Annotated in this window: 13 protein-coding genes and 1 riboswitch; of the genes, 7 read left to right on the top strand and 6 right to left on the bottom strand. The window is 70.4% G+C overall.

Annotation, left to right across the window (positions count from 1 at the left end; translation table 11 throughout):
* Positions 1-13: 13 nt before the first annotated feature.
* Positions 14-430, bottom strand: coding sequence for a cobalamin B12-binding domain-containing protein (locus OHT76_RS26450; protein ID WP_328873335.1), 417 nt, complete (start codon positions 428-430; stop codon positions 14-16).
* A 572-nt stretch (positions 431-1,002) separates the two neighbouring features.
* Here OHT76_RS26450 and OHT76_RS26445 point away from each other — a divergent pair.
* Both OHT76_RS26445 and OHT76_RS26440 read left to right on the top strand, forming a co-directional pair.
* A complete protein-coding gene (locus tag OHT76_RS26445; RefSeq protein WP_328873334.1) occupies positions 1,003-1,863 on the top strand; it encodes an esterase/lipase family protein in 861 nt (286 codons plus the stop codon).
* 225 nt (positions 1,864-2,088) lie between these two features.
* Positions 2,089-3,492 (top strand): M23 family metallopeptidase, encoded by a 1,404-nt coding sequence (locus tag OHT76_RS26440; RefSeq protein WP_328876624.1) that lies wholly within the window; start codon positions 2,089-2,091, stop codon positions 3,490-3,492.
* A 24-nt stretch (positions 3,493-3,516) separates the two neighbouring features.
* On the opposite strand, the gene pcrA is transcribed toward OHT76_RS26440, so the two are convergent.
* Both pcrA and OHT76_RS26430 read right to left on the bottom strand, forming a co-directional pair.
* Positions 3,517-5,994, bottom strand: a complete 2,478-nt coding sequence (gene pcrA / locus OHT76_RS26435) for a DNA helicase PcrA (RefSeq protein WP_328873333.1) — start codon at positions 5,992-5,994, stop codon at positions 3,517-3,519.
* A gap of 63 nt (positions 5,995-6,057) precedes the next feature.
* On the bottom strand, positions 6,058-7,134 hold the full coding sequence (locus tag OHT76_RS26430; RefSeq protein WP_328873332.1) for a ScyD/ScyE family protein: 1,077 nt from the start codon (positions 7,132-7,134) through the stop codon (positions 6,058-6,060).
* A gap of 267 nt (positions 7,135-7,401) precedes the next feature.
* A riboswitch (cyclic di-AMP (ydaO/yuaA leader) is annotated at positions 7,402-7,574 on the top strand.
* Positions 7,575-7,581: 7 nt separating this feature from the next.
* Here OHT76_RS26430 and OHT76_RS26425 point away from each other — a divergent pair.
* A complete protein-coding gene (locus OHT76_RS26425; RefSeq protein WP_328873331.1) occupies positions 7,582-8,766 on the top strand; it encodes a C40 family peptidase in 1,185 nt (394 codons plus the stop codon).
* Positions 8,767-8,866: 100 nt separating this feature from the next.
* Positions 8,867-9,889, top strand: a complete 1,023-nt coding sequence (locus OHT76_RS26420; RefSeq protein WP_328873330.1) for a tellurite resistance/C4-dicarboxylate transporter family protein — start codon at positions 8,867-8,869, stop codon at positions 9,887-9,889.
* Here OHT76_RS26420 and OHT76_RS26415 read toward each other — a convergent pair.
* Positions 9,867-10,220, bottom strand: a complete 354-nt coding sequence (locus OHT76_RS26415; RefSeq protein ID WP_328873329.1) for a hypothetical protein — start codon at positions 10,218-10,220, stop codon at positions 9,867-9,869. The two genes, OHT76_RS26420 and OHT76_RS26415, sit on opposite strands and share 23 nt — an antisense overlap.
* Before the next feature lie 449 nt (positions 10,221-10,669).
* Here OHT76_RS26415 and OHT76_RS26410 point away from each other — a divergent pair, with 449 nt between their 5' ends.
* A complete protein-coding gene (locus tag OHT76_RS26410; protein WP_328873328.1) occupies positions 10,670-11,731 on the top strand; it encodes a C40 family peptidase in 1,062 nt (353 codons plus the stop codon).
* 12 nt (positions 11,732-11,743) lie between these two features.
* On the opposite strand, the gene OHT76_RS26405 is transcribed toward OHT76_RS26410, so the two are convergent.
* Complete coding sequence (locus OHT76_RS26405; RefSeq protein WP_328873327.1) at positions 11,744-12,454, bottom strand: response regulator transcription factor; 711 nt, start codon at positions 12,452-12,454, stop codon at positions 11,744-11,746.
* Positions 12,451-13,743 carry an ATP-binding protein gene (locus OHT76_RS26400; RefSeq protein ID WP_328873326.1) on the bottom strand — a complete coding sequence of 431 codons (1,293 nt, stop codon included), beginning with the start codon at positions 13,741-13,743 and terminating at the stop codon, positions 12,451-12,453. The genes OHT76_RS26405 and OHT76_RS26400 overlap by 4 nt, the downstream gene beginning before the upstream one ends.
* A gap of 179 nt (positions 13,744-13,922) precedes the next feature.
* On the opposite strand from OHT76_RS26400, the gene OHT76_RS26395 reads away from it, so the two are divergent.
* Entirely contained in the window at positions 13,923-15,371 is a 1,449-nt protein-coding gene (locus tag OHT76_RS26395) for a PspC domain-containing protein (RefSeq protein WP_328873325.1), read from the top strand.
* Positions 15,358-15,612, top strand: coding sequence for a hypothetical protein (locus OHT76_RS26390; protein WP_328873324.1), 255 nt, complete (start codon positions 15,358-15,360; stop codon positions 15,610-15,612). Before OHT76_RS26395 ends, OHT76_RS26390 begins: the two co-directional genes overlap by 14 nt.
* Positions 15,613-15,628: the final 16 nt, after the last annotated feature.

Genomic DNA, 15,628 nt, shown 5'->3' with positions numbered 1-15,628 from the left:
GGGCGGATACGGGCTACGCCTCGGCCGTCTGCCTCACGTTGGCCCGGACCCAGTCCACGATCGACTGCGTCGTCGCCCCCGGCGTGAAGATCTCCGCGACGCCCTTCTCCTTCAGCGGAGCGATGTCCGCCTCCGGGATGATCCCGCCGCCGAAGACCAGGATGTCCTCCGCGTCGCGCTCCTTCAGGAGCGCGATCACCGCGGCGAACAGCGTGTTGTGGGCGCCGGAGAGGATGGAGAGACCGATCGCGTCGGCGTCCTCCTGGATCGCCGTGTCGACGATCTGCTCGGGCGTCTGGTGAAGGCCCGTGTAGATGACCTCCATACCGGCGTCGCGCAACGCCCGCGCGATCACCTTCGCCCCGCGATCGTGGCCGTCGAGCCCCGGCTTGGCCACCACCACGCGGATCGGACCGGCTGCCACACCCATCACTGCCTCCATGAAGCGACTACATCCATCCGTACCGTCAAGTACCGCACACATCACTCGCGCCGTACACGCCGCACACGCCGTGGCACGGACGCCCCGCGCCACACTGCCCGGGGAAGTGAACGAACGTTATCGCCAGCATCCCGCAACCCGCAGTTTCACGGTGGAGACCGAGGGGGAAATCACACGGTGGGACACGTTCGCCGCGCACCGTTCCGATCCTCTGCGGCTCACGGACCGCAGACAGAGGCGGCCGTCGGGCCACAGCCGGAACACGCGCACAGGGAGCCGCAACGAGGTCGCCGCACCACCGCGCCGCAGGCCGCGCGGCGTGGTGGTGCGGCGCGTCGGCGAGGGCACGAAGAGCACGTAGGGCAGGTAAGGCACGACAGCGGGGAGCCTCGTAGCCACACCGGCAGAGAGCCTCGTCACGTCATCGGCGTCACGCACGCCACAAGCCGCTCCCACCCCGCGCCGCCCGTTCGCGCACCGTCGGCCGGCCTCGACGCGACTTCCCATGAGGGCACACGGGGGACAGAGGCGTCCTCGGGTGTGCCGACAGGAGGTCGGCCATGAAGGTCACCAAGGCAGTGCTGCCCTTTATTCCGCTCTGTCAGCGGCTCCTCCCGAGCCGACTGGCCGGACTGTCCATGGCGCTGTTGAAGGCCACCGCCCTCGAGATCGCGATCCTCGCCGGACACCTCCTCCTCTATCCCTCCGGAATCACCCAGGAGCGCAGGACCCCGCTCCCCCCACAGGGCTCCCCGGACACGCCTCATCTGCCGACCGAGGCGAAGCCCCCGGTGGTGCTGCTGCACGGCTTCATCGACAACCGCTCGGTCTTCGTGCTGCTGCGCCGCAGCCTCGCCCAGCACGGCAGGCACCAGATCGAGTCGCTCAACTACTCGCCACTGACCTGCGACATCCGTACGGCGGCCGAGCTGCTCGGCCGGCACATCGAGGAGATCTGCGCGCGTACGGGCAGCAAGCAGGTGGATGTCGTCGGGCACAGCCTCGGCGGGCTCATCGCCCGCTACTACGTGCAGCGGCTCGGCGGCGACCTCCGCGTCCGCACGCTGGTCACCCTCGGCACCCCGCACTCCGGCACCCGCGTGGTGCCGTTGGCGAACGCGCACCCCATCGTCCGGCAGATGCGCCCCGGCTCGCCGGTGTTGGAGGAGCTGACGCTGCCCGCGCCCGGCTGCCGTACGCACTTCGTCAGTTTCTGGAGCGACCTCGACCACCTGATGGACCCGCTGGAGACGGCCTGCATAGACCACCCCGATCTGCTGGCGCAGAACGTGCGGGTGAGCGGGGTCGGACATCTCGCCCTGCCTGTGCACCCTGCCGTGGCGGCGGGGATACGGCAGGCCCTCGACACCGAGCGGACCGGAGCCGAAGCCTCCCGCGCCGGCGGTCTGACAGTGGCGTGAGCCTTCCCCGAACCGACTGAAGCCTCGAACGCTCTTCGAACACAAGGCCAACTTCGCGCCCACAGTCCCCCGAAACACGGCCGAATGCCCGTTTCCTGGAAGCGCGAAACCTGCCGAAGATTGTCGTGCCCGCGTACCGCCGGGTACAGTCGCCGCACTGCTCTGGCAGCCCCTGTTGTCGAGGCGAAAGAGAAGTTGGTGAACGACCGTCACCCGTCGGGGACCATGACCACCCCGGCTCCGGCTTCCGAAGCCGACTCGGCGCACTACGCGTCGTACGGCACCCAGGAAGCCCAGTACGGCGACTTCACCACGTACGGTCACTACGACGCCACCGGTTTCCAGCAGACCACCGGGACCTTCGACACCGACCCGCTGTTCGGCTCGATGCCGGGCGAGAACACCGGCTCGTACGACTCGGGTCAGTGGTCCACCGGCCAACAGACCCTGAATTACGACGCGTACGCGGCCCAGCACCACGCCTCCTACGACACCGGCGCGTACGAGACGACCGCCTGGTCGGCCGAGTACCAGCAACTGTCCAGCGTTCCACCGCAGTCCACCAGCCCCGAGGCCAGCGGACAGTGGGATGCGGGCGCTTGGCTCCAGCCCGACCAGCCTGCCGGTCCCGCCGACCAGACCCAGCACTGGGAATGGGGCACGCAGACCTTCGACACCGGCGCCTACGACGCCACGCAGTGGAATTCCGACGGCGCCACCACCGGGGCCCAGGAGTACGAGGAACCCCTCTCCGGCGAAGCCGAGTCGGCCGCCACCGGCGACACCGGCGAACTTCACGCCGTAGCCCCCCTCCTCGACGACGAGGAGGAGGCCACCCCGGCGGCCGCCCCCGTCCCGGCCCCGGGCTCCCGCACCGCCGCCCGCACCGCGTCCCGGTCCCGCCGCAAGGCCCCCGCCAAGCGCTCCGCACTGCTGACCGTCGCCGTGCCGTCGGCGTGTGTCATGGGTGTGGCGGGGATCGCCGCCGCCTCCGTCGGCACGCTGACGACCGACGACAAGGACACCTCGACGACCGCGTCGGACGCGCAGGCGGTCAAGCCGTCGACGGCCAACAACAAGCTGGACACCCAGCTGGAGAGCCTCTCGGCCGGTGCCGACGATTTCGCCGACCGGGCCAGCCGGACGCAGGAGCGCATCGACCTCAAGGCCGAGCAGGAGGCCGAGCGGAAGAAGGCGGCCGAGGAAGCGGCCCGCAAGGAGCGGCTGCGCCCGAAGTTCGCCCTGCCGGTCGCGCAGCACGGGCTCAGCGCCTACTACGGCCAGGCCGGCATCAACTGGATGTCCGTGCACACCGGCATCGACTTCCCGGTGTCCTACGGCACTCCGGTGCTGGCCGCGACCGACGGCACTGTGCGCACGCAGTGGAACAGCGCCTACGGCAACATGATGATCGTGACCGCGATGGACGGCACGGAGACGTGGTACTGCCACCTCTCCACGTACCAGGTCGCCTCCGGTACGACGGTGAAGGCCGGCGACCCGATCGCGTTCTCCGGAAACTCCGGCAACTCGACCGGTCCGCACCTGCACTTCGAGGTCCGCCCGGGCGGGGGGTCGGCCATCGACCCGCTGGCCTGGCTGCGCAGCCACGGCCTCGACCCCTCGTAGCTCCCCCCTCAACTCCCCTCGGGGCTACAGCTTCTCCACCGGCGCGTACCGCAGCAGCAGCCGCTTCGGCTTGTCGCCGAAGTCGATCGTCGCCTCGGCGTTGGCGCCCGTGCCCTTGACCGCCATCACGGTGCCGAGCCCGAACTGGTCGTGCGTCACCCGGTCCCCGACCGCGAGCGAGACGACCGGCTTCTCGGAGGTCCGCCGGGTGGCGAAGCCGGACGCGCCGGACGCCGAGGAGCGCGAACGGGACGACGACAGCGAGGCCGCCACACCGGACGCGGGACCGGAGGACACCGGTGAGGTTGCGCCGGTGCGCTTCCAGTCGACGTGCTGCGCGGGGATCTCCTCCAGGAAGCGGGAGGGCGGGTTGTACGACGGCTGCCCCCACGCGCTGCGCATCGACGAGCGCGTCAGATACAGCCGTTCACGCGCGCGTGTGATGCCGACGTAGGCGAGCCGCCGTTCCTCCTCCAGCTCCTTGGTCTGGCCGAGGGCGCGCATGTGCGGGAAGACGCCGTCCTCCATGCCGGTCAGGAAGACGACCGGGAACTCCAGCCCCTTGGCGGTGTGCAGGGTCATCAGGGTGATGACGCCCGAGCCGTCCTCGTCCTCGTCGGGGATCTGGTCGGAGTCGGCGACCAGCGCGACCCGCTCCAGGAAGGCGGCCAGCCCTGCCGGGGCTTCCTCCGACTCCTGCTCGAACTCAAGGGCCACGGCGGCGAGTTCCTGGAGGTTCTCGATCCGGGTCTCGTCCTGCGGGTCGGTGGAGGCCTGCAACTCGGCGAGATAGCCGGTGCGTTCGAGGACGGCCTCGAGGACGGTCGCGGGTCCCGCGCCGGACTCCACGATCGTGCGGAGCTCCTCCATCAGCGCGTTGAACCGCTTGACGGCGTTGGTGGAGCGCGCGGCCATGCCGTACGCCTCGTCGACGCGTTTGAGGGCCTGCGGGAAGCTGATCTTCTCGCGCTGGGAGAGGGCGTCGATCATCGCCTCGGCGCGGTCGCCGATGCCCCGCTTGGGGACGTTGAGGATGCGCCGCAGGGGGACGGAGTCCTCCGGGTTGGCCAGCACGCGCAGGTAGGCCAGGACGTCCCGGACCTCCTTGCGCTCGTAGAAGCGGACGCCGCCGACGACCTTGTAGGGCAGGCCGACGCGGATGAAGACCTCTTCGAAGACTCGGGACTGAGCGTTGGTGCGGTAGAAGACGGCGACATCGCCGGCCTTCGCGTCGCCCGCGTCCGTGAGGCGGTCTATCTCGTCGGCAACGAACTGCGCCTCGTCGTGCTCGGTGTCGGCGACATAGCCGGTGATGCGCGCGCCCGCGCCCGCGTTGGTCCACAGGTTCTTGGGGCGGCGGGACTCGTTGCGCTCGATGACGGCGTTGGCGGCGGTGAGGATCGTCTGGGTGGAGCGGTAGTTCTGCTCCAGCAGGATCGTCGTCGCGTCCGGGTAGTCCTCCTCGAACTGGAGGATGTTGCGGATGGTCGCGCCGCGGAAGGCGTAGATCGACTGATCGGCGTCACCGACGACGCAGAGCTCGGCGGGCGGGAGGTCGTACTCGCTGGGCGGTACGTCCACGGGGTGCTCGGAAGTGCCCACCAGCTCCCGCACGAGGGCGTACTGGGCGTGGTTGGTGTCTTGGTACTCGTCGACGAGGACATGCCGGAAGCGGCGGCGGTAGTGCTCGGAGACATCCGGGAAGGCGCGCAGCAGATTGACCGTCGTCATGATCAGGTCGTCGAAGTCCAGCGCGTTCGCCTCGCGCAGGCGGGACTGGTACATCGCGTACGCCTGGGCGAGGGTCTTCTCGAAGCCGTCGGTGGCTTGAGCGGCGAAGTCCTCCTCGTCGATCAGCTCGTTCTTGAGGTTGGAGATCTTGGCGCTGAAGGACTTGGGCGGGAAGCGCTTGGGGTCGAGGTCCAGGTCACGGCAGACCAGGGCCATCAGGCGCTTGGAGTCGGCGGCGTCGTAGATCGAGAAGGACGAGGTGAAGCCGAGCTTCTTCGACTCGCGCCTGAGGATCCGCACGCAGGCGCTGTGGAAGGTCATCACCCACATCGCGTTCGCGCGCGGGCCGACGAGCTGCTCGACGCGCTCCTTCATCTCGCCCGCGGCCTTGTTGGTGAAGGTGATCGCGAGGATCTGCCCGGGGTGCACATTCCGCTCGGCGAGCAGATAGGCGATGCGGTGCGTGAGCACGCGCGTCTTGCCGGAGCCGGCGCCGGCCACGATGAGCAACGGGGTGTCGGAGTGCACGACGGCCGCGCGCTGGTTCTCGTTCAGCCCCTCGATCAGCGCGGCCGCGTCGATGGCCGGGCGCGGGGCGCCGTCCCGGTAGTAGGCGTCCCGGTCCGGCGGCACGTCGAACTTCCCACCGAACAGATCGTCCGGAACCGGCTCCGGGGCGTGCTCGTCCTCGGGCGGCGGCGGGGCTTCTTCCTCGTGCCCACGAGGGGTCTGGAGGTCCGCCAGGAAGCTGTCGTCAAAGAGGCTGCTCATCGCTCTCCGAGTCTAGGGCTCCCCACTGACACCCCGCCGCCGCCCTTGGGAACATCCCCCGATTCAGAAGCCGAGGATCTTCCAGACCTGGCCGCCGGGTGTCTTCTTGCCCTCCATGACCGTGCCGTCACGGTCCGCGACCGACCAGGCCGAGACATAGACCTTTCCGTCGTACGGGTCGACGGTCACGCCCGCCGGGAACGGGACCTTCACGTTCGTCCGCTTGCCGCCGGAGACCTTGGTCACAACGCCGTTGAAGAGCTGGCTGACGTACAGGTCGCCGCTGCCGTTGACGGCGAGGCCGCTGATCGGGCCGAAGCCGGACTTCCAGCCGAGGATCTTGCCGGTCCAGGGGTCGACGCGCCACACGCGCGCGGTGGGCTTCTCGGTGAGGCCGTTCAGCTCGCCGACGTAGAGCTTGCCGTCGTGGCCGAGCGCCAGGGACGTGGGGACGGACTCGCGCCCGTTGTGGTCCGGGAAGACGGTGAAGGGGCGGGCCTTGCCGGACTTCGAGATCTCAACCAGGTCGTTCCCGGCCGCGTCCGCGACGATCTTCCGACCGTCCGGCAGCGCGAGGACGGCGTACGGGTTGGATTCCAGGTTGGCCTTGTGCGGGTTGTACTTCAGCTCTACGGCGGACACGTCGGCGGCGATCTTCGCCTTGCCGTGGTTGACGCGCAGCAGCTTGCCGAGAGTGTTCCAGGGCGGCGTCGTGGGCACCCCGGCCTCCGGCGGGACGAAGGTCTCCACGGCCCAGACCTCTCCGTACAGGGCGGAGACACCGTCGACGCCGGTGGCGAAGCCGCCGTCCGGGGCGGCGCCCGAGGGCAGCCCCTTCACCACCCTGTGATGCTTCCACGCGCCCCCGTCCCAGTAGATCTTGGTGATGGCGGAGGTGAGACCGACGCAGGTCTCCCCCTCGGGCCCCTGTCCGATGCACTTCTTGCCGCCCCGGCCGGCCTCGGCGACATACAGCCGCCCCTGGTCGTACGAGAGCTGGCGTGGATTGTCGAGTCCGCTCGCGATCACGCGGACGACCGGGCGGCTTTCCCCTCCCCCGCTCGCCCCGGCGGGCGCGATGCCCGCGGTGGCGGCTAGCGCGACGCCTGTGGCGACGACGAGTGATGTGCGCTTCCTCATGCCCGTACCCCCTACTCACCCACCGCGGCTCACACGACCACGGCTGGCTGGAAGCTAGCGCCCGGAAGCGGGCGGACGATGTCACTCCGGAGAAAATACGTACAAGTCGGCGCAGATCCGTCCGGATTGACCACGCCCAGCGACGCCCTGACCTAAGGTCACGAAAATGTATCGGGCATATCACCCATCAACCTTCACAGGGGCCACACCAGTTGGCTACCGTGCCGGACAGGCCGTACGACCCCCACCGGCGAACCTCGCCGGGCCGCGCGGCCTCCGCCGAGTCCGCTGCCCGCCCACGGCAGCCGGAGCCGGGGACCCACCGACATTGGGGTGAATCGACCCGACTCCCTTACGGGAAAAGGGTCGTAGGGCAACCCTTCCTAACCACCCGCCCGAACCCGACAGCTAACTCGGTAGGCGGACCATTGGAAGGAGTCGCCTCCCTTGGCGTCGCACCGCAAGTCGCGTCCCGCGGGTACGCGCGTAGCAGGCATACGGACCCCCGCCCTGGCCACGGCCGCGCTCACCTCCGTGGCCCTGCTGTCCCAGACGGCCAACGCCACCCCGTCCACGGACGACAAGCCCAGCCTCGAAGAGGTCGAGAAGAAGGTCGACGACCTCTACCGCCAGGCGGAGACGGCGACCGAGAAGTACAACGCCGCCAAGGAGAAGACCGCCAAGCAGCGCAAGCAGGTCGACACCCTCCTCGACGACGTCGCCAAGCGCACCCAGAAGCTCAACGACGCGCGGGAGGAACTTGGTTCCTTCGCCGCCGCGCAGTACCGGACCGGCGCCGCCGCCCCCGACACCGCGACGTTCCTGCTCGCCGACACCCCGCAGGACTACTTCGACCAGAGCCAGCTGATGAGCCGGATGACCGGCCGTCAGAAGGAAGCGGTCGACGACTACGTCACGCAGCAGTCGGCGACGATGAAGAAGCGCAAGGAGGCCACCGAGAGCCTCCAGACGCTCAATGAGTCGCAGACCGATCTGAAGACCGCCAAGACCACGGTCCAGAAGAAGCTCGCCGACGCGCGGGAGCTGCTCTCCGAGCTGACGGCGGAAGAGAAGGCGCGGCTCGCCGAGATCGAGCGCAAGCGCCAGGAGGAGGCCGCGCGCAAGGCGGCCGAGCTGGCCGAGCAGCAGGCGGAGGAGGAGCAGCGCCGCCAGGAGGCCGCGGAGGCGGCGGCACAGCAGCAGGAGAGCAGCTCTTCCGACTCTTCGACTTCGGGCAGCAGCGCATCCGAGTCCACAACGGACTCCTCCTACGCCGCGAAGGCCGAGAAGGCGCTCGCGTTCGCCCGCGCGCAGATCGGCAAGCCGTACGTCTGGGGTGCCACAGGACCCGACTCCTACGACTGCTCCGGCCTCACCCAGGGCGCCTGGAACGCCGCCGGCATCTCCCTCCCCCGCACCACCTACGACCAGGTCAACGCCGGCACCACGGTCCCCGTCTCCAGCGCCCAGCCCGGCGACCTCGTCTTCTTCTACGACGACGTCACCCACGTAGGCATCTACATCGGCAACGGCATGATGATCCACGCCCCGAAGCCCGGCACCTACGTCCGCGAGGAGTCGATCTTCTACGACGGCGAGGGCTCGATCCACAGCGTGGTACGGCCGGCCTGAGACAGCGAGGCACGCGCGCGGGGGTGATTCGACGCCCGGTTTCCTCACCCACGCGCGCGTGCCCCCTCGTAACCCGCGCCCCGCTCCTTAGCATCGGCGCATGTCCGGCACCTCTGCGCTTCGCTCACTTCGCGCCTGGTGGGCGCTGCGTCCTCCGGCGGCCGGGGCGGCGGTGATGGCGACCGGCACGGTGTCGGTCGGTCTGCACCTCACCGGGTACGAGGTCCTCTCCCTCATCGCCCTGATCGTGGCCTGCCTGGCCTGGCTGGGACTCGCCGCGGACTTCGTCGTACGACTGGTGCGGCAGCCGGAGCGCTGGCGGCAGGAGGCCGGCACCCCCGCCGCGCTCACCGCCGTCGCGGCGACGACCGTGCTCGGCACCCGCTTCTCCGCCGAGGACTGGCAGCCCCTGGCCGCGGCCCTGCTGGCGCTGGCCGCCCTGCTGTGGCCGGGCCTGCTCTACGTCGTCGTACGCCACTGGCACCGCCGTATGCCCGGCGCGGTGTTCCTGGGCTGCGTGGCCACGCAGGGCCTCGCCGTACTCGGCGCCACGCTCGCCGCGGCGGAGTCGACGGCCTGGCTCGCGCACGCGGCCCTGGTGCTGTTCTGGCTCGGTCTCGTCCTCTACGTCGTCGCCCTCACCCGCTTCGATCTGCGCCAGGTGCTCGAGGGCGCCGGGGACCAGTGGGTCGCGGGCGGTGCGATGGCCATCTCCGCGCTCGCCGGGTCCAAGCTGATCGCCGCCGACAGCGCGCGCCTGTACCTGTGGAACAACGACGCCGACGACGTCCTGCGCAAGGTCACCGTCGCCCTGTTGGTGCTCGACCTGGCCTGGTACGCCGCACTCCTCGTGGCCGAGGTGATCCGGCCGCGGACCCGCTACGACGTCCGCCGCTGGGCGACCGTGTTCTCGCTGGGCATGACCGCGGCGGCGACCCTGTCGGTCGCCGCCGCGGTGGACGTCTCCTGGCTGGAAGGCCCCGGCGAGGTCCTGCTGTGGATCGCGGTCGCGGTCTGGTTGGCCGTCGCCGTGGGGGCGGTACGGGAGGAGCGGGCCTACGCCTCGGCCGCCGCGGCTGCCTCGGCCGAGGACGCCAGGCTCACGTCCACAGCACCGCGATGAAGATGTTCGCCGTGGTGAGCAGCCCCACAAGACCGAACAGGTTCTTGTCCACCTTCTCGTCGTCCCGCTTCACATAGACGAGCCCGAGGATCACGATCAGCAGGGCCAGCTTCACGCCGATCTTGAAGTTGTCGACCGTCTGGTCGTCCGCCTGGTTGAGCCCGACCAGGATCACCCCGGTGACCAGCATCGTCAGCGCGCCGTGCAGCATCGCCGGGACAAAGCGGGCGGTGCCCTGGCCCATCGCCTTCATCTGGGTGAGGAATCCGCCCAGGAGGGAGGCGATGCCGATGATGTGCAGGCCGACGAAGAGATGGATGAGTACGTCCATGAGGCCGGAGCCTAATCAGGGGCCCCCGGGACGCCCGACACCGGCCCGCCTTCCCCCGCCAACGGATCTTGCATATATGCGCTCCATAGCACCCCGTCACCGCCACTCGCCCCGAAACCACCACTTCGGTCATCGCACAGCGTGAAGGTGACCGCCCCATTCGCGGATCACGGTCACATACGGTCACCTGGCGATCCCCTGATGGCAGTTCCGCACAACGCGTTACCAAGCCGACACACCCCGGTTTAGCGTCCTCCACCAGGTGACCGGCTCCCCACCGCCGCCCGGGCCAGGGGCGGCAGTCGGACACCACCGCCGAGAAGGTCCGGCGGCGGCCTGCTCCCCCTGTGCGGGCCGCCGCCGGACGTGTAAGCCCGTACGACGCTCCCCCTGGCGGCCGTACGGACCGGGCGGGTCGTAGGAGTCGTGCGAAAGGACGTGCAGTCCACGTGGCAGCGCACCGCAAGCCCCGACAGCGCTCGGCCGGCGGCAACACCGTCCGTACGGCCGCCACGGTCGCCCTCGCGGGCGCGGCGACCGCGACCGGCTTCGACGGGACCGGGCACGCCGAGCCCGAACTGACACCGGCGCAGGTCAAGGCGAAGGTGGACCGGCTGTACCAGGAGGCGGAGGCCGCCACCGACAAGTACAACGGCGCGAAGGAGAAGGCGGACTCGGCCGAGGCGCGGCTGAAGTCACTGCGGGACGAGGCGGCGCGCAAGACGGAGAAGCTCAACTCGGCGCGGGACTCGCTCGGTTCGATGGCCGCGGCCCAGTACCGCGACGGCGGTCTCGACCCCGCCGTACAGCTCGTCCTCTCCGACGATCCCGAGCGGTATCTGGACGGCGCCGAGTTCGCCGAGCGGGTCGGCACCCGGCAGGCCGCCTCCGTCGCCGATGTGCGCAAACAGCTCCGGGAGATCGAGCAGTTGCGCGGGGCCGCGCACATCGAGCTCGCCTCGCTCAAGTCACGCCAGGCGGAGCTGAAGCGGCACAAGCAGACGATCACCGGCAAGCTGGACGCCGCGAACCGGCTGCTGTCCCGGCTGTCGGCCGAGGAGCGCGCGGAGTTCGACGGGGGCGCCGATCGTGCCTCCCGGTCGGTCTCGGGCGCGCGAGAAGGGCTCGCGGCCCCCGGAACGGCCACGACGCGGGCCCCCAACTCCCGTGCCGCGGACGCCGTCGCCTACGCCTACCAGAAGCTCGGCAGCCCCTATGTGTGGGGCGCGACCGGCCCGGACGCCTTCGACTGCTCGGGGCTCACCCAGGCCGCCTACCGCGCCGCGGGCGTCTCGCTGCCCCGCACGACCTACTCCCAGATCGACTCCGGCCGCCGTGTCGCCCGCTCCGAACTCCTCCCGGGCGACCTGGTGTTCTTCTACTCCGGCATCAGCCATGTCGGCATCTACGTCGGCAACGGCCAGATGATCCACGCCCCGAACCCGTCCGCCCCCGTACGGCTGGCGCCGCTCACCGAGATGCCGTTCGCGGGGGCGACTCGGGTGGTGTGAGAGGCACCGGCCTCACACCAGTCGCCGAGCCGTCGCCCACCGAGTCAGCTCGTGCCGGTTCGACAACTGCAACTTCCGCAGTACCGCAGAGACATGGGACTCGACCGTCTTCACCGAGATGAACAGCTGCTTGGCGATCTCCTTGTAGGCATAGCCACGGGCGATGAGGCGCAGCACCTCGCGCTCGCGCTGGGTGAGCCGGTCCATGTCCTCGTCGACCGGAGGGGCGTCCGTGGAGGCGAAGGCGTCCAGGACGAAGCCGGCCAGACGCGGCGAGAAGACCGCGTCGCCCTCCTGGACCCGGAAGATGGAGTCGACCAGGTCGGTGCCGGTGATCGTCTTGGTCACATAGCCACGCGCGCCCCCGCGGATCACCCCGATCACATCCTCCGCGGCGTCCGAGACGGACAGCGCGAGGAAGCGGACCGGCTCTTCGGCGTCGGCCATCAACGGGGCGCAGCGGCGCAGCACTTCGACCCCGCCGCCGCCCGGCAGATGCACATCGAGCAGCACGACCTCGGGCCGGGTCGCGGTGATGACCGTGACCGCCTGGTCGACGTCCGCGGCCTCGCCGACGACCTCGACGCCGGTCTGCTCGGTCTGGCCGATCTCGGCCTGAACTCCCGTACGGAACATGCGGTGGTCGTCGACGAGGACCACACGCACCCGGCGCTCACCCGCGCTGCCGGTGGCCTCCGCCGTACCGCTTGCCTCGTCGCTCATGACGTCTTCTCCGCCCTCTCCATCTCCAGTTCGACCTCCGTGCCGCCGTCGGGCACCGCGCGCAGCCGCGCCGTGCCGCCGTTGCGCTCCATACGGCCGATGATCGATTCTCTGACGCCCATGCGGTCGGCGGGTATCGAGTCGAGATCGAAGCCGGGCCCGCGGTCCCGAACGGACACGAAGACCCTCTTCCCCTCGACCTCGGCGTAGACCTGCACGGCGCCGCCCTCGCCACCGTACTTGGCGGCGTTCACCATCGCTTCGCGTGCCGCCTGCATCTGTGCGCCGATCTTCTCGTCGAGCGGGCAGTCGCCGACCACGACGACCTCTATGGGGACGCCGTGCTTGTCCTCCACCTCGGCGGCGTTGCGCCGGACCGCGTCGGCGAGGGTGTCGGGCTCGTCGGCCTCGTCCTTGCCGGTGCCCTCGGGCTTGTAGAGCCAGGTGCGCAGGTCGCGCTCCTGGGCGCGGGCAAGGCGGCGCACCTCGCCGGCGTTCTCCGCGTTGCGCTGGATCAGGGTCAGGGTGTGCAGCACCGAGTCATGGACATGAGCGGCGACCTCCGCACGCTCCTGGGCGCGGATGCGCATCAGACGCTCCTCGGAGAGGTCCTGGGTCATGCGCACGAGGTACGGGCCCGCGAGGAGCGTTATCCCGACGAGGACCGCGAGGGCCGCCTGGAGCACGGAGCCGAGGTGGGCGGCGGAGCCCTGGAGCACGAAGATGCCGGAGACACCGGTGGTGACCAGCAGCACTCCGCCGGCCGCGCGCAACAGGGTCAGAGTGCGCCGACGGCGGCCGACCTCCATCCAGCGGGCCCGGCGGGCGTTGTCCGCCTGCCGCCAGACCAGGGCGACACCCGCGGCGACGAGCACGGCGGGCCAGAGGTAGGCCTGGGCGCCGCTGCCGAGGTCGACGCTGCCCACGAAGACCATGGCCACCACGACCATGAGGAGCAGGGCGACGATCTGACCCTTGTCGGGCTTGCGGGTGACGAGTCTGCGGCGGCCGTCCGCCGAGGTCTCGGTGGTGACGAGGGAGGGCGGCCGCTGTCCGGCGACGCCGCCGACGCCGAGCGGCACGAAGAACCAGAACGCGGCATACAGCAGCGCGCCGAGGCCGTCTGCCATGAACAGGCCGACGAAGACGAGCCGCACCCAGATCACGGGCAGTCCGAGGTGCCCGGCGAGCCCCCGCGCCACACCCCCGAGCCAGCGTCCGTCGCTGCTGCGGTAGAGCTTGCGCGGCGGCCGCGGTTCGACGAGGGGCGCTGCTGCGGCTTCCGACATGCCATCGATGGTCACACGGTCGGTCGAGCGGAGCATCAGGGTTGACCCCCGAGACTCCCCCGATCTTCGGGCGGCCGCCCGGTCGAACGGGTCCCGGGCGCCGGCTCGGGGTCGATATCAGGGTCCGGCCAGGGTCGTTCCCACTGCCATCGGGGCGCCGCGCCCGTCACCATGGACGCATGACTGATCACGACCACGCCGCGACGGGTCCGGGACCCGGCACCGGCCCGAGCCCCGTAGCGGGCGCCGGGCCGCAGGATGCCGCGCCCGCCGCGGACTCCGCTCCCGGCGCGGGCGGGGGCTCGCGCGCACCCGGGCGGGCGGGCGCGCAGGAAGAGGGAGGAGGCACCGAGCCGCCCGGCAGGTTCCGCCGGGACCGACGGCACAAGATGCTGGCCGGGGTGTGCGCGGGGCTCGGACGGCAGTGCGACATGGACCCGGTGATCTTCCGGATCACTCTCACCGTGCTCTCCGCGACCGGTGGCCTCGGCCTGATCTTCTACGGCTTCGCCTGGCTCCTGATCCCGTACGAGGACGAGGAGCAGAACGAGGTCCGCAAGCTCCTGACCGGCCGGGTCGACGGCCAGGCGCTGACCGCGGTGCTGTTCGCGCTGGTCGGCTGCGGAGTGTTCCTGACGATGCTGAGCAACGGCGGGGTGCTGACCTTCGCCGTCATACTCTCCCTGCTGCTCGCGGGCGCCGGGTACTGGTCGCGGCAGCGCGGCGGTGCCGATCCCGATCCGCTCGCCGCGCAGGCCGTCGCCGATGCCCCACCGGAGGCCCAGGCGCCCCCGGTGCCCACCGCCTACCCCTCCTGGTGGCGCGACCCCATCGTCAAGGACGGCACGCACGACGGCGGCACCGGCTATCTGTGGGGCCCCCGCGACTCCCGCGACCGGGACATCGCGGCGGCGGTCGACATCAGCCTCGGCGCCTCCTACGGACACCGCCGCGAGGATCTGCGCGTCCGCCGCACCGAGCCGCCGAAACCGCGCGGCCCCCGCTGGATCGGCGGCTGGATCCTGCTGCTGGCCCTGGTCGCGGGCGGCCTCGGCACCAGACTGACCTGGGACGAGCACCCGCTCGGCACCAGCCTCCAGACCGGCCTGGCCTGTGCTCTGATCGTGCTCGGCGTCGGCATCGCGGTCAGCGCGTTCCTCGGGCGCACGGGAGCCGGGTCCATCTTCCTGGCCGTCGTCACCGCGGGACTGCTGGCCGCCTCGGCCGCCCTTCCCAAGGACATCGGCACCCAGTGGATACGCACGACCTGGCAGCCGGACACCGTGGCGGCCGTCAGGACGCAGTACGACCTCGGCACCGGTGTCGGCACGCTCGATCTGAGCGGGCTGGACATAGCCAAGGGCAAGACGGTGGCCACCAGCGCCGAGGTCGGCGTCGGACAGCTGAAGGTGATCGTGCCCCCGGAGGTGACGGTGAAGGTGAACATCGACGTGGGCGTGGGAGACATCCAACTGCCCGGCGACGACAAGGAAGACGTGGATGTGGCACCGGGCAAGAACAAGGACGTCACCCTGAAGCCGGCCAAGGGCACCGAGGCCGCGGGCAGCATCGAACTCGATCTCAATGTGGGCGTGGGACAGGCGGAGGTGAGCCGTGCTGCGTCATGAGTTCCAGCCCGGGCGGCTGGTCGCGGGTGCCGTTCTGACCCTCGCGGGCGTCATCTACGCCGGTGACGCGGGCGGGGCCTGGGAGACGCCGTGGTTCGTGGTCATCCCGGTGGTACTGGCGGGCCTGAGCCTGGCGGCCGGGGTGGCCCTGATGGCCCGGGGCATACGCAGGCGCCGCCGGGTGGGCCGCACGGAAGGCGGCTCCGGGGCGATACCGACGGAGCAGGGGGCCTCGCGGTGACCGGGGGCGCCGTGCC

Origin of the sequence: Streptomyces sp. NBC_00287 (genome assembly GCF_036173105.1) — a bacterium.
In the GTDB taxonomy this organism is placed as follows: Bacteria; Actinomycetota; Actinomycetes; order Streptomycetales; family Streptomycetaceae; genus Streptomyces.
This window is presented reverse-complemented; position numbering and strand designations above follow the sequence as displayed.

What these genes read in the sequence shown, in the direction of transcription:
- OHT76_RS26450 (WP_328873335.1), bottom strand. Translation starts at nt 430, where the DNA reads ATGGGTGTGGCAGCCGGTCCGATCCGCGTGGTGGTGGCCAAGCCGGGG.
- OHT76_RS26400 (WP_328873326.1), bottom strand. Translation starts at nt 13,743, where the DNA reads ATGTCGGAAGCCGCAGCAGCGCCCCTCGTCGAACCGCGGCCGCCGCGC.
- OHT76_RS26430 (WP_328873332.1), bottom strand. Translation starts at nt 7,134, where the DNA reads ATGAGGAAGCGCACATCACTCGTCGTCGCCACAGGCGTCGCGCTAGCC.
- OHT76_RS26395 (WP_328873325.1), top strand. Translation starts at nt 13,923, where the DNA reads ATGACTGATCACGACCACGCCGCGACGGGTCCGGGACCCGGCACCGGC.
- OHT76_RS26440 (WP_328876624.1), top strand. Translation starts at nt 2,089, where the DNA reads ATGACCACCCCGGCTCCGGCTTCCGAAGCCGACTCGGCGCACTACGCG.
- OHT76_RS26445 (WP_328873334.1), top strand. Translation starts at nt 1,003, where the DNA reads ATGAAGGTCACCAAGGCAGTGCTGCCCTTTATTCCGCTCTGTCAGCGG.
- OHT76_RS26415 (WP_328873329.1), bottom strand. Translation starts at nt 10,220, where the DNA reads ATGGACGTACTCATCCATCTCTTCGTCGGCCTGCACATCATCGGCATC.
- pcrA (WP_328873333.1), bottom strand. Translation starts at nt 5,994, where the DNA reads ATGAGCAGCCTCTTTGACGACAGCTTCCTGGCGGACCTCCAGACCCCT.
- OHT76_RS26420 (WP_328873330.1), top strand. Translation starts at nt 8,867, where the DNA reads ATGTCCGGCACCTCTGCGCTTCGCTCACTTCGCGCCTGGTGGGCGCTG.
- OHT76_RS26405 (WP_328873327.1), bottom strand. Translation starts at nt 12,454, where the DNA reads ATGAGCGACGAGGCAAGCGGTACGGCGGAGGCCACCGGCAGCGCGGGT.